The organism is Enterobacter sp. RCC_40, assembly GCF_041360735.1.
Lineage (GTDB): Bacteria > Pseudomonadota > Gammaproteobacteria > Enterobacterales > Enterobacteriaceae > Enterobacter > Enterobacter ludwigii.
In genome coordinates, this window is sequence record NZ_JBFUPR010000001.1 from 726,082 (window position 1) to 740,197 (window position 14,116).

The 14,116-nt window shown below is 55.7% G+C and carries 10 protein-coding genes; 7 read left to right on the top strand and 3 right to left on the bottom strand.

Going from position 1 to position 14,116, the window contains the following annotated elements; translation table 11 throughout:
* Window positions 1-3: 3 nt before the first annotated feature.
* Window positions 4-1,410, top strand: coding sequence for a YchO/YchP family invasin (locus tag AB6731_RS03350; protein ID WP_371005884.1), 1,407 nt, complete (start codon window positions 4-6; stop codon window positions 1,408-1,410).
* Between the two features lie 3 nt (window positions 1,411-1,413).
* On the opposite strand, the gene narL is transcribed toward AB6731_RS03350, so the two are convergent.
* A complete protein-coding gene (gene narL, locus AB6731_RS03355; protein WP_003856701.1) occupies window positions 1,414-2,064 on the bottom strand; it encodes a two-component system response regulator NarL in 651 nt (216 codons plus the stop codon).
* A complete protein-coding gene (gene narX / locus AB6731_RS03360; RefSeq protein WP_025203922.1) occupies window positions 2,057-3,853 on the bottom strand; it encodes a nitrate/nitrite two-component system sensor histidine kinase NarX in 1,797 nt (598 codons plus the stop codon). The genes narL and narX overlap by 8 nt, the downstream gene beginning before the upstream one ends.
* A gap of 309 nt (window positions 3,854-4,162) precedes the next feature.
* Here narX and AB6731_RS03365 point away from each other — a divergent pair, with 309 nt between their 5' ends.
* The 5 genes from AB6731_RS03365 (at window position 4,163) to narI (ending at window position 12,601) form a co-directional block, all read left to right on the top strand.
* A complete protein-coding gene (locus AB6731_RS03365) occupies window positions 4,163-5,560 on the top strand; it encodes a NarK family nitrate/nitrite MFS transporter (protein ID WP_063214300.1) in 1,398 nt (465 codons plus the stop codon).
* Between the two features lie 381 nt (window positions 5,561-5,941).
* Window positions 5,942-9,685, top strand: coding sequence for a nitrate reductase subunit alpha (locus tag AB6731_RS03370; protein ID WP_025203923.1), 3,744 nt, complete (start codon window positions 5,942-5,944; stop codon window positions 9,683-9,685).
* Window positions 9,682-11,217 (top strand): nitrate reductase subunit beta, encoded by a 1,536-nt coding sequence (gene narH / locus AB6731_RS03375; protein WP_371005885.1) that lies wholly within the window; start codon window positions 9,682-9,684, stop codon window positions 11,215-11,217. Before AB6731_RS03370 ends, narH begins: the two co-directional genes overlap by 4 nt.
* Window positions 11,214-11,924 carry a nitrate reductase molybdenum cofactor assembly chaperone gene (gene narJ / locus AB6731_RS03380; RefSeq protein ID WP_047366388.1) on the top strand — a complete coding sequence of 237 codons (711 nt, stop codon included), beginning with the start codon at window positions 11,214-11,216 and terminating at the stop codon, window positions 11,922-11,924. The genes narH and narJ overlap by 4 nt, the downstream gene beginning before the upstream one ends.
* A complete protein-coding gene (narI, locus tag AB6731_RS03385; RefSeq protein WP_014170469.1) occupies window positions 11,924-12,601 on the top strand; it encodes a respiratory nitrate reductase subunit gamma in 678 nt (225 codons plus the stop codon). The genes narJ and narI overlap by 1 nt, the downstream gene beginning before the upstream one ends.
* Here the strand turns inward: narI and AB6731_RS03390 are convergent.
* Window positions 12,598-13,494, bottom strand: a complete 897-nt coding sequence (locus tag AB6731_RS03390) for a DMT family transporter (protein WP_371005886.1) — start codon at window positions 13,492-13,494, stop codon at window positions 12,598-12,600. The two genes, narI and AB6731_RS03390, sit on opposite strands and share 4 nt — an antisense overlap.
* Window positions 13,495-13,601: 107 nt before the next feature.
* Between AB6731_RS03390 and AB6731_RS03395 the strand changes: the two genes are divergently transcribed.
* Entirely contained in the window at window positions 13,602-14,045 is a 444-nt protein-coding gene (locus tag AB6731_RS03395) for an Lrp/AsnC family transcriptional regulator (protein ID WP_014170457.1), read from the top strand.
* Window positions 14,046-14,116 lie beyond the last annotated feature (71 nt).

Here is a 14,116-nt window from a genome sequence, read left to right on the forward strand (position 1 = left end):
TTAATGGCTGTTTCATCTCATCTTCGTTTGCTTGCTTTACTCCCCCTCGTTCCGGTCGGAGCCGTTCACGGTGCGCCGAATTCCTTTGTGCAACAGGCACAGAACCCCTTTGATAACAACGGGGATAATCTGCCCGATCTCGGCATGGCGGCGCCCACGACCGAGGGCGAAAAACATCTGGCAGAAATGGCGAAAGCGTTTGGCGAAGCCAGTATGACCGATAACGGCCTGACGACAGGCGAGCAGGCGCGTCAGTTTGCCTTTGGCAAGGTGCGTGACGCGGTGAGCGGCGAAGTGAACCAGCATATTGAATCCTGGCTTTCGCCGTGGGGGAACGCCAGCGTGAACTTGCTGGTGGATGACGACGGCAAATTTAACGGCAGCAGCGGTAGCTGGTTTATTCCGTGGAACGATAACAACCGTTATCTGAGCTGGAGCCAGCTTGGCCTGACGCAGCAGACTGACGGTCTGGTGAGCAATGCCGGCATTGGGCAGCGCTGGGTTGCCGGAAAATGGTTGCTCGGCTACAACACCTTTTACGACAACCTGCTGGATGAAAACCTGCAGCGTGCCGGGTTAGGTGCGGAAGTATGGGGCGAGAACCTGCGTCTGTCTGCGAACTATTATCAGCCCTTTGCCGGCTGGCGCGATCGCTCTGACATTCAGGAGCAGCGCATGGCCCGGGGGTACGACGTGACCGCTAAAGCGTGGCTGCCGTGGTTCCATCACCTGAATACCAGCGTCAGCTTTGAGCAATATTTTGGTGATAACGTTGACCTGTTCAACAGCGGTACCGGTTATCACAACCCGGTGGCGGTCAATCTGGGGCTGAATTATACCCCCGTTCCGCTGGTGACCCTCACCGCCGGGCATAAGCAAGGGGAGAGTGGGGTGAGCCAGAATAATCTTGGCCTCAAACTCAACTACCGCTTTGGCGTGCCGCTGGTGAAGCAACTTTCTGCCAGTGAAGTCGCCGCCACCCGTTCTCTGCGCGGCAGTCGCTATGATTCGCCAGAGCGGGATAACCTGCCGGTGATGGAGTTCCGCCAGAGCAAAACGTTGTCCGTCTACCTGGCGACACCGCCGTGGGATCTCAAAGGGGGCGAAACCGTGATGCTTAAGCTGCAGATCCGCAGTAAGCACGGGATTCGCCAGCTGCACTGGCAGGGAGATACGCAGGCGCTGAGTCTGACATCGCCGGCCAACAATACCAGCGAAGACGGCTGGAGCGTGATTATGCCTGCCTGGGATGACAGGGAAGGCGCGAGCAACCGCTGGCGGCTTTCGGTGGTGGTCGAAGATAATGATGGCAAGCGCGTCTCGTCCAATGAGATCACGCTGGCTGTGGCGCAACCGCTTGTGGCATTACCCACCGACGATCCGCGCTGGAAGCTGCTGCCGGATGAGTAATGCTTAAAAAATACGTTCCTGGTGTACCCATACCGCGGCTTCAACCCGGGATTTTAACTTCATTTTCTTCAGCATATGTTTCACATGCACTTTGACCGTGCTTTCGGTGATATCCAGGCGACGCGCAATCATTTTATTCGGCAGGCCCTGGGCAATCAGCTTCAGAATATCGCGCTCACGCGGCGTTAACTGACTGACATCGCGATCCGAGGTGGCGCGGTTTGCCCGCAGGCTGGCGGCCAGCACCGGGGTTAAGGCTTCGCTCAGTACCATCTCACCCGCGGCGGCCTGTTGCAGGGCCTTAAGCAGGTCTTCCGGCTCCATATCTTTCAGCAGGTAGCCGTCCGCGCCACGCTTGAGCGCCGTCACCACATCCTCTTCATGGTTCGAGACGCTAAAGACCACTACGCGTCCGGAGAGCGATTTTTCCCGCAGCTTGTCGAGCGTTTCCAGACCGTTCATGCCCGGCATGTTGAGATCGAGCAGGATCAGATCGGGATCAAGCGATTCGGCAAGCTCAATGCCCTGTTCGCCATTGCTGGCTTCGCCAACGACGGTGATATCGGGTGCCATGCTGACCAGCTGTTTAACGCCAGTACGCAGCATCGGATGGTCGTCGATCAACAGGATGGATGCCGGTTCCTGATTAGTCATGGGTTTCTCCTTGAGCAGTTGTGAGCGGTTTTTCGGGAATAAAGGTGACCACGACTTCCGTGCCACCTGTCTCTCGCCGGCGAACCTGGCAATCACCGCGCAGGCTTTGGGCGCGGTCTCGCATGATAATTAAACCATAATGGTTAGTTCTTTCGGCATTTTCCGGCACGCCGCAGCCGTTGTCATGAACCGTGAGCCTGACCTGATTATCGTGCTGGCTGACGGTAACGGTGACCGCCGTCGCGTCAGCGTGTTTGAGCACGTTGCTCAGGGCTTCACGGGCGATCTGCAGTAGATGAATCGCCTGATGGGAGGGGACAAACCGCGGCGGCAGCTGATAATCAAGCTTCACCGGGAACCCCAGTCGGGCGCTAAATTCATGGCAACTGGACTCCAGCGCGGGGCGCAGGCCAGGCTCGGTCAGCTGCAGGCGGAAGGTGGTTAATAGCTCGCGAAGCTGAATCCATGAGGTATTGAGTTCGTTGCGGATCTGGCTCAGCAGCTGTTTGTTGCTTTCCGGCATCTCCGCATCCTGCATCTGCAGACAGCTGACCTGCATTTTCATACAGGAGAGCGACTGGGCGATGGAGTCATGCAGTTCGCGCGCGATAGTCGCACGCTCTTCCATGACGATCAGCTGCTGTTGCTTTTCCTGATGGCGGTCGAGCGCCAGCGTAGCGGTCAGCTGCTCGACCAGCGTATCGACCAGCTGCTGCTGATCGTGGCTCAGATGCCGCCCGGCGGGCAGCGTGGCCAGCAGGATACCGTACTGGGTATGGCTGTCCGTCAGTCGCCACTTCAGTGTCGTACCGCCGGAGGTGAGGGGCGGCAAGCCTCGCGGGCAAAGATGACAGCCTTTGTCATCGCAGGACATGTCGGACTGACAGGTAAATTCCTGATGATTATCTTCATCTTCAACATCGTAGACCCGCAGCTCCAGGTCATGCAGCAAGGTCAGATTTTGCAGGCCATTCAGCACCGGCGAGAGGCGTTCACATAACGGCACCTGCATATGCAGACGACGATTGGCCTGCCACAGGAAGGAGAGGATTTCGTTTTTCTGCTCCAGCCCTGCCGTTTTCTCCTGCACGCGTTTTTCCAGCACGGCGTAGCTTTCGGAGAGTTCTTCGGACATGGTATTGAGCGCCTGGCCCAGCATCGCCATTTCATTCCGCCCGCTGATATGCGTGCGCTGAGTAAAATCGCGTGCGGTTACCGCGCGGGCCATTGCCAGCAACTGTTTCCAGGGGTTCAACAGCCGGGCGCGCAGCCAGAGGATGGTGAAAATCAGCAGCAGCCCCATAAACAACGCCATGGCACGGTGAACCATCAGCACCCGGTCGATACGCAATTCTGTGGTCTGATCGAAAGAGGAGACCAGCGCGTCAATGCGCGACACAAAGCCCGCGACGTCCCGTGCTACGGTCTCAGTATTGCGTGCCTGTTTCAGACCAGGCTGAAGCTGGGTGTGCCAGTAGTTTTGCAGGGATTTAAGCTGTGATTCCTGCCCGTCACGGATGGCGGCACGTTCCAGCTCCGGGCTGAACGCGGTACGCTCCATTTCGTCGATCAAAGGCTGATCGTCTTCCGTCAGCGGTACCGACGCCAGCAGGCGATAACTCTGCATGCGTAGAGAGCCTGCCTCGTTGATGGCATGCGCATTACCCTGTACGCCCTGTACCAGCCAGCCAGAGATCGCCATACCGGTCACACCGAGGGCGGTGGACAGCATAACGATCAGTGCCAACTGGTTAACCAGTGTTAGCGGAGATAAACATCTTTTTAACATAGAGTTGCCGGGCTCCTGACGTGGCCTGCTTGCAGGAATGGCGCTATTCTGGTGCATACCCAGGAGTATACCCATACCAATAAAGGATTACCCCTAAATTGCCAACGGAGTAAGCGGCAGGAGGAGGCGGTATCGGAGACGCTTCAGTGCCGTGAAAAACCACGTCTTTTTTACTGAAATAGCCTACTCACTAAGGATAAGGGCTTTTTTCGCGCTGTAAAACCTCCCACTTTTCCTTTGATTTATATCAACTTACCGCCGCCCTAAAACCCTAATGTTTGCAGCATCATTCGAGAATCAGAGGTGTCTATGAGTCACTCATCCGCTCCCGAAAGGGAAAATGGTGCCGTTATTACTGAATGGCGTCCAGAGGATCCGGCGTTCTGGCAACAGCGCGGCCATCGTATAGCGAGCCGGAATCTGTGGATTTCCGTTCCGTGTTTGCTGTTAGCATTTTGCGTATGGATGTTGTTTAGTGCAGTAGCAGTCAATCTGCCAAAAGTGGGTTTTACCTTTACGACCGATCAGCTGTTTATGCTGACCGCGTTGCCGTCGCTGTCCGGTGCGCTGCTGCGCGTCCCTTACGCGTTTATGGTGCCGGTGTTTGGTGGTCGTCGCTGGACGGCGTTCAGTACGGGCATCATGATTGTACCTTGCGTGTGGCTGGGTTTTGCGGTGCAGGATACCTCCACGCCTTTCAGCGTGTTCGTGATTATCTCCCTGCTGTGCGGTTTTGCTGGCGCTAACTTCGCCTCCAGTATGGCGAACATCAGCTTCTTCTTCCCGAAAGCGAAGCAGGGCGGTGCGCTGGGTATTAACGGCGGTCTGGGAAACATGGGCGTAAGCGTGATGCAGTTAATTGCACCGCTGGCAATCTCTGTCTCCATTTTTGCAGCCTTTGGTGGCGGTGGCGTCGAGCAGGCGGATGGTTCTTCCCTGTACCTGCAGAATGCGGCGTGGATTTGGGTTCCGTTCCTGGTGGTCTTCACCCTGGCGGCATGGTTCTTTATGAACGATCTGTCGGCATCTAAGGCTTCGCTGAGCGAGCAGTTGCCGGTGCTGAAACGCGGCCACCTGTGGGTCATGGCGCTGCTTTATCTGGCAACCTTCGGGTCGTTTATCGGTTTCTCCGCAGGCTTTGCCATGCTGTCCAAAACACAGTTCCCGGAAGTGCAGATCCTGCAGTTTGCCTTCTTTGGTCCGTTCATCGGTGCCCTGGCGCGTTCACTGGGCGGGATGGTGTCTGACCGTCTGGGCGGAACACGCGTGACGCTGGTGAACTTTGTGATCATGGCTATTTTCTGTGCGCTGCTGTTCCTGACGCTGCCAGCCAATGGCCAGGGTGGCAACTTTACCGCCTTCTTCGGCGTGTTTATGGTGCTGTTCCTGACGGCCGGTCTGGGTAGCGCATCGACCTTCCAGATGATTTCCGTTATCTTCCGCAAGCTGACGATGGATCGCGTTAAAGCGCAGGGCGGAAGCGAAGAGCAGGCCATGCGTGAAGCCGCGACGGATACGGCTGCTGCACTGGGCTTTATCTCTGCCATCGGCGCAATTGGCGGCTTCTTTATTCCGAAAGCGTTCGGTATCTCTCTGGACCTGACCGGCTCTCCGGCAGGGGCAATGAAAGTCTTCCTCGTTTTCTATATCGCCTGCGTAGTGATTACGTGGCTGGTATATGGCCGTAATACCAAGAAAAATAAGTAAGTGTGATTATCCGTTTGCGCGGCCTTCGGGCCGCGTTTTTTTATTATTACAGTAGTTACAACATACTGATGGCGTTTGAGGAACAATGCCTGCGGGTAACACTGTGATCGCCATCGCTTTACAGGGCGGTCTACCCCTTAATACCTGAGATGTTAAATTTAGCCCTGCTTTTTGTACGATAAATTATAAATATCATTATAAATTAATGGCTTATAAAAATTAAAAATCTACCGCTTTGGTGGTATCCGATCTAATACCCCACCTGAAACTCCCTCTCCGCCTTGATCGTTATCAATTCTCGCCATCTATCAGAGCGTTACCTTCGCTGCAAATCAGCAATGTCGATTTAGAGAGCCACAGGCTCCACACAGGAGATACCCGATGAGCAAATTTTTGGACCGGTTTCGCTACTTCAAACAGAAGGGTGAAACTTTTGCCGATGGGCACGGCCAGGTTCTGGAGACCAACCGGGACTGGGAAGACGGTTACCGTCAGCGCTGGCAGCATGACAAAGTCGTCCGTTCGACCCACGGCGTGAACTGCACTGGCTCATGTAGCTGGAAGATTTTCGTTAAAAACGGCCTGGTGACATGGGAAATGCAGCAGACCGACTATCCGCGTACCCGTCCGGATATGCCAAACCACGAACCTCGTGGCTGCCCGCGTGGTGCAAGCTACTCCTGGTATCTGTACAGCGCCAACCGTCTGAAATACCCTCTGATGCGCAAACGCCTGATGAAAATGTGGCGTGAAGCGAAAGTGCTGCACAGCGATCCGGTTGATGCCTGGGCATCCATTATCGAAGATGCCGACAAAGCAAAAAGCTTTAAGCAGGCGCGCGGTCGCGGTGGCTTTGTTCGTTCTTCCTGGAAAGAGGTCAACGAACTGATTGCTGCCTCTAACGTTTATACCGTCAAAACCTACGGACCGGACCGCGTCGCGGGCTTCTCGCCTATCCCAGCGATGTCGATGGTCTCTTACGCCTCAGGTGCTCGTTATCTGTCGCTTATCGGCGGAACCTGTCTGAGCTTCTACGACTGGTACTGCGACCTGCCGCCAGCCTCTCCGCAGACCTGGGGCGAGCAGACCGACGTGCCGGAATCCGCTGACTGGTACAACTCCAGCTACATTATTGCCTGGGGTTCTAACGTTCCACAGACCCGTACGCCGGATGCCCACTTCTTCACGGAAGTGCGTTACAAAGGCACCAAAACCGTTGCGGTGACCCCGGACTATGCGGAAATTGCCAAGCTGTGCGACCTGTGGCTGGCACCTAAACAGGGTACCGACTCCGCGATGGCGCTGGCGATGGGCCACGTGATGCTGCGTGAGTTCCACCTCGATAAACCCAGCCAGTACTTTACTGACTATGTCCGTCGTTATACCGACATGCCGATGCTGGTCATGCTGGAAGAGCGTGATGGCTATTATGCAGCGGGCCGCACGCTGCGTGCCGCCGATCTGGTGGATGCGCTGGGTCAGGAAAACAATCCTGAGTGGAAAACGGTCGCCTATAACAATAACGGCGAGCTGGTGGCACCTAACGGCTCTATCGGTTTCCGCTGGGGCGAGAAGGGCAAGTGGAACCTCGAGCAGCGTAACGGTACCACCGGTGAAGAGACTGAACTGCGTCTGAGCATGTTGGGTAGCCAGGACGAAATTGCTGATGTGGGCTTCCCGTACTTCGGCGGCGAAGGGTCCGAGCATTTCAACAAAGTTGAGCTGCAGAACATCCTGATGCATAAGCTGCCGGTCAAACGTCTGCAGCTGGCGGATGGGTCGACGGCGTTAGTGACAACCGTGTATGACCTGACGCTGGCCAACTACGGCCTGGAGCGCGGCCTGAATGATGAAAACTGCGCAACCAGCTACGACGACATCAAAGCGTATACCCCAGCCTGGGCAGAGCAGATCACTGGCGTACCGCGTGCACACATCACCCGTATCGCCCGTGAATTCGCTGAAAATGCTGACAAGACGCATGGCCGTTCAATGATCATTGTTGGTGCCGGTCTGAACCACTGGTATCACCTTGATATGAACTATCGTGGCCTGATCAACATGCTGATCTTCTGCGGTTGTGTGGGGCAAAGCGGCGGCGGCTGGGCGCACTATGTCGGCCAGGAAAAACTGCGTCCGCAGACGGGCTGGCAGCCACTGGCGTTTGCCCTCGACTGGCAGCGTCCGGCGCGTCATATGAACAGTACGTCTTATTTCTACAACCACTCCAGCCAGTGGCGCTATGAGACGGTAACGGCCCAGGAATTGCTGTCGCCAATGGCGGATAAATCCCGCTACAGCGGCCACCTGATCGACTTCAACGTCCGCGCTGAACGCATGGGCTGGCTGCCGTCTGCACCTCAGTTAGGGACTAACCCGCTGCGCATTGCCGACGAGGCGAAGAAAGCGGGCATGACCCCGGCGGATTACACCGTCAAGGCACTGAAAGACGGCACCATTCGCTTTGCGGCCGAGCAGCCTGAAAACGGCAAAAACCATCCGCGTAACCTGTTTATCTGGCGCTCTAACCTGCTGGGCTCCTCCGGTAAAGGCCACGAGTACATGCTGAAATATCTGCTGGGTACTGAAAACGGTATTCAGGGGAAAGATCTGGGCAAGCAGGGCGGCGTGAAACCAGAAGAAGTGGAGTGGAAAGACAACGGTCTGGACGGCAAGCTGGATCTGGTTGTGACGCTGGACTTCCGTCTGTCCAGTACCTGCCTGTATTCCGATATCGTGCTGCCAACCGCTACCTGGTATGAAAAAGACGACATGAATACCTCGGATATGCATCCGTTTATTCATCCGCTGTCTGCAGCCGTTGACCCGGCGTGGGAATCCAAAAGCGACTGGGATATCTACAAAGATATCGCGAAGAAATTCTCCGAAGTGTGCGTAGGACATCTGGGCAAAGAGACCGATGTGGTGACCCTGCCGATTCAGCACGACTCTGCAGCCGAACTGGCGCAGCCGCTGGACGTGAAGGACTGGAAAAAAGGCGAGTGTGACCTGATCCCGGGTGTGACTGCGCCGCACATTATTCCCGTTGAACGTGACTACCCGGCAACGTACGAACGCTTTACCTCTATCGGCCCGCTGATGGAAAAAATCGGTAACGGGGGTAAAGGGATTGCGTGGAATACCCAGAGCGAAATGGACCTGCTGCGTAAGCTCAATTACACCAAAGCGGACGGCCCGGCCAAAGGCCAGCCAATGCTGAACACGGCCATTGATGCTGCAGAAATGATCCTGACTCTGGCACCGGAAACCAACGGTCACGTGGCGGTGAAAGCATGGGCGGCACTGAGTGAGTTTACCGGTCGCGATCATACCCATCTGGCGACGAATAAAGAGGAAGAGAAGATCCGCTTCCGCGATATTCAGGCTCAGCCGCGCAAAATTATCTCCAGCCCGACCTGGTCTGGCCTGGAAGATGAACACGTCTCCTACAACGCTGGCTACACCAACGTTCACGAACTGATCCCATGGCGTACCCTGTCCGGTCGTCAGTCCCTGTATCAGGATCACCAGTGGATGCGCGACTTCGGTGAGAGCCTGCTAGTTTATCGTCCGCCAATCGATACCCGCTCCGTGAAAGCGGTAATGGGTACGAAATCGAACGGTAACCCGGAGAAGGCGCTGAACTTCCTGACGCCACACCAGAAGTGGGGCATTCACTCCACCTACAGCGACAACCTGCTGATGCTGACGTTGTCCCGCGGTGGCCCGATTGTGTGGATGAGCGAGACGGACGCCAAAGATCTGGGCATTGAAGATAACGACTGGATCGAAGTGTTCAACAGCAACGGTGCGCTGACGGCGCGTGCGGTTGTCAGCCAGCGTGTCCCGGCCGGGATGACCATGATGTACCACGCGCAGGAACGTATCGTTAACCTGCCGGGTTCTGAAATCACCGAGCAGCGCGGCGGCATTCACAACTCCGTGACCCGTATTACGCCAAAACCGACGCACATGATCGGCGGCTATGCGCAGCTGGCCTACGGCTTTAACTACTACGGCACGGTAGGATCTAACCGCGATGAGTTCGTGGTGGTACGTAAGATGAAGAATATTAACTGGTTAGACGGCGAAGGTAATGACCAGGTACAGGAGAGCGTAAAATGAAAATTCGTTCACAAGTCGGCATGGTGCTGAATCTGGATAAATGCATCGGCTGTCATACCTGCTCAGTCACCTGTAAAAACGTCTGGACCAGCCGCGAAGGGATGGAGTACGCGTGGTTCAATAACGTGGAAAGTAAACCCGGCACAGGCTTCCCGACCGACTGGGAAAACCAGGAGAAATGGAAGGGCGGCTGGATCCGTAAAATCAACGGTAAACTGCAACCGCGCATGGGTAACCGTGCGATGCTGCTCGGTAAAATCTTCGCCAACCCGCATCTGCCGGGCATCGATGATTACTACGAGCCGTTTGATTACGACTACCAGAACCTGCACAACGCGCCGGAAAGCAAACATCAGCCGATCGCACGTCCACGCTCGCTCATTACCGGACAGCGTATGGATAAGATCACCAGCGGTCCAAACTGGGAAGAGATTCTGGGCGGCGAGTTCGAAAAACGCGCCAAAGACCAGAACTTCGAGAATATGCAGAAGGCGATGTTCGGCCAGTTCGAAAACACCTTCATGATGTATCTGCCGCGTCTGTGCGAGCACTGCCTTAACCCGGCGTGCGTGGCGACCTGTCCGAGCGGAGCCATCTATAAGCGTGAAGAAGATGGCATTGTGCTGATCGACCAGGATAAGTGCCGCGGCTGGCGTATGTGTATTACCGGTTGCCCGTACAAAAAAATCTACTTCAACTGGAAGAGCGGCAAGTCTGAGAAGTGCATCTTCTGCTATCCGCGTATTGAAGCCGGTATGCCAACCGTCTGCTCTGAGAGCTGCGTGGGCCGTATTCGTTACCTCGGCGTGCTGCTGTACGACGCGGACGCGATTGAAAATGCAGCCAGCACTGAGAACGAGAAAGATCTCTATCAGCGTCAGCTGGACGTTTTCCTTGATCCTAACGATCCGAAAGTGATTGAGCAGGCGCTGAAAGACGGCATTCCGCAGAGCGTGATTGACGCGGCGCAGCAGTCTCCGGTGTACAAAATGGCGATGGACTGGAAGCTGGCGCTGCCGCTGCATCCGGAATACCGCACGCTGCCGATGGTCTGGTACGTGCCGCCGCTGTCTCCGATCCAGTCTGCTGCGGATGCGGGTGAGCTGGGCAGCAACGGCATTCTGCCAGACGTGGAAAGCCTGCGTATCCCGGTTCAGTATCTGGCAAACCTGTTAACCGCAGGGGATACCCAGCCGGTCCTGCTGGCGCTGAAACGTATGCTGGCGATGCGCCACTTCAAACGCGCTGAAACCGTTGACGGTGTTAACGATACCCGTGCACTGGAAGCGGTAGGTCTGACCGAAGCCCAGGCGCAGGAGATGTACCGTTACCTGGCGATTGCCAATTACGAAGACCGTTTCGTGGTGCCGAGCAGCCACCGTGAACTGGCTCGCGAAGCCTTCCCGGAGAAAAATGGTTGTGGCTTTACCTTTGGCGACGGTTGCCACGGTTCAGACACGAAATTCAATCTCTTCAACAGCCGCCGCATCGATGCCCTGGATGTGACGAGCAAAACGGAGCCGCACCAATGATTGAACTTGTCATTGTTTCGCGCCTGCTCGAGTACCCGGATGCTGCGCTTGCGCAGCATCAGCAGGAGTTCTTTGATGCACTCGCGTCATCTGAAAATCTTGAGAAAGAGGATGCCCAGACACTGGCCGTTTTCCTCCGGGACCTGTTAGCGCGCGATTTACTGGATGCGCAGGCGGATTACAGCCAGCTGTTTGACCGCGGACGCGCGACGTCGCTGCTGCTGTTCGAACATGTTCACGGTGAGTCACGTGACCGCGGTCAGGCGATGGTTGACCTGATGGGACAGTACGAGCAACACGGCCTGCAGCTCGACAGCCGCGAGCTGCCGGACCACCTGCCGCTCTATCTTGAGTATCTGGCGCAGTTGCCTAAAGAGGAGGCGCTGGGGGGGCTGCAGGACATCGCGCCGATCCTGGCGCTGCTCGGCGCACGACTTCAGCAGCGCGAGAGCCGTTACGCGGTGCTGTTCGACCTGCTGGTGAAACTCGCCAACGCATCGGTCGACAGTGAAAAAGTTGCGGAGAAGATCGCCGATGAAGCCCGCGATGATACGCCACAGGCGCTGGATGCGGTCTGGGAGGAGGAGCAGGTGAAATTCATGGCTGACCAGAACTGCGGTGAGTCTGAAATCTCCGCTCACCAACGTCGTTTTGCCGGAGCCGTTGCCCCGCAATATTTGAATATCTCTAACGGAGGACAGCAATAATGCACTTCCTGAACATGTTCTTCTTTGACATTTACCCGTATATCGCGGGCACCGTGTTCCTGGTGGGAAGCTGGCTGCGTTATGACTACGGCCAGTACACCTGGCGTGCTGCCTCCAGCCAGATGCTCGATCGCAAAGGGATGAACCTGGCTTCTAACCTGTTCCACATCGGGATCCTGGGGATTTTTGCGGGTCACTTCCTCGGAATGCTGACGCCGCACTGGATGTATGAGTCATTCCTGCCGATTGAGGTGAAGCAGAAAATGGCGATGATTGCCGGCGGTGCCTGCGGCGTGATGACGCTGGTGGGCGGTTTACTGCTGCTCAAACGCCGTTTGTTCAGTCCGCGTGTTCGCGCGACCACCACCGGGGCGGACATTCTGATTTTGTCCCTGCTGATGGTGCAGTGTGCGCTGGGTCTGCTGACCATTCCATTCTCGGCTCAGCATATGGATGGCAGCGAAATGATGAAGCTGGTCGGCTGGGCACAGTCTGTGGTGACTTTCCACGGTGGTGCGTCTGAGCACCTTGACGGTGTGGCGTTTATCTTCCGCGTGCACCTGGTGCTCGGGATGACGCTGTTTGTGCTGTTCCCGTTCTCTCGTCTGGTGCATATCTGGAGCGCACCGGTGGAGTATCTGACGCGCAAATATCAGATTGTTCGCGCCCGTCGCTAATGTGCTGATTTGATCCTAACCCCGCACTCGCGGGGTTTTTTCTCGCCCCAGCCCAGGTTATTACCTGCCGCCGCAAACAGTATCAATGCACCCCCTGCCAGTTGCGTGATATTCAGCGAGTGTCCGAACACTACGTTATCGACAATTATGGCCACCACGGGATAGATAAAAGACAGAGAACCGGTAACGGGCGTCGGGAGCTTCTGGATCGCGCTATACAGCAACTGATACATGATCCCGGTGTGGACGACACCTAACGTCAGTAAAATCGGCCATGGGAAATCAGCTGATAATGCCGGCTGGTGGGCGAAGGGCAACAGCATGACCACGCCGGTCAGTACCTGAATAAAGGCGATATGCTGGGGCGCAACTGATTTCAGTCTGCGGGCGATTATGGCTGTCAGTGCGTAGAAGAAAGCGGCTCCCATCGCCAGACCGATTCCTGCGAGCCAGCCTTCGCCCTGTGCGCCATTCAGCTCACTGGAGAGCAGGATGACCACGCCGCCAAAGGCGAGAACGAGCCAACCCCATTTCACCAGGCTCACGCGTTCTCCTAAAAACATCCCCATCAACACCAGCATAAACGGCTGAGTGTTATAGACCACGGTAGAAAGGCCGATTGAAATACGTTCATAAGCCGCGAACAGCAGCAACCAGTTCACCACTAACGCAACACCGCCCAGAATTGCCAGCAGTAGCGTGACACGGGTGAGCGGACTAAATGGTTTTCGACTTATTCGGATGAAAATAAAAAGGGCCATCGCCCCGATCAGGCATCGCCAGAAAACCACTTCCGTCACCGGCAGGCCGGAAAGCAGAACAAACGCGCCAATCGAGCCGGAAATTAACATCGCCAGGATCATCTGCCAGACGCCTTTTTGTACATCACCCATTGTTCACCTCCTGATTAATGACGATATTGTCGAATACCGCTGTCGGGAATAACATGGCTGATATAAGGTGAAATACAGTGATGGCTTTTTTAAATTAGGTAAAAACGATGGAAAACCTTCTCGATGACATCGATCGCCAAATCCTGGCCTGTCTGGTTGAGGATGCGCGCATGTCGCTAAAGGTACTCAGCGGACGTATTGGACTGACATCTCCCAGTACAGCAGAGCGTCTGAAAAGACTGGAAGAGCGTGGGGTGATTGAAGGGTATGGCGCTCGCGTCAATCTGACGGCGTTGGGGTATACGTTGCAGGCGCTGGTGCGGGTTCGTCCTTTACCGGGGTTGCTGCAAAAAGTAGATAAGTACATTCAGGCCATGCCGGAATGTATTGAGAGCGATAAAGTCACCGGTGAAGACTGCTTTGTTATCAGGCTGGTCGTGCGGTCGATTGAGCAACTGGATGCGTTGCTTGATGGTCTGGCGGAACATGCTCAGTGTAATACGTCGATCGTGAAAAGTTCACCGGTGAAGCGCCGGTTGCCACCGATGTGATCGTCTGTTGCTATGCATGACACATCGTTTGAAATACATCACTGGATTGGCTTTGAGATGATGGTGGTGGG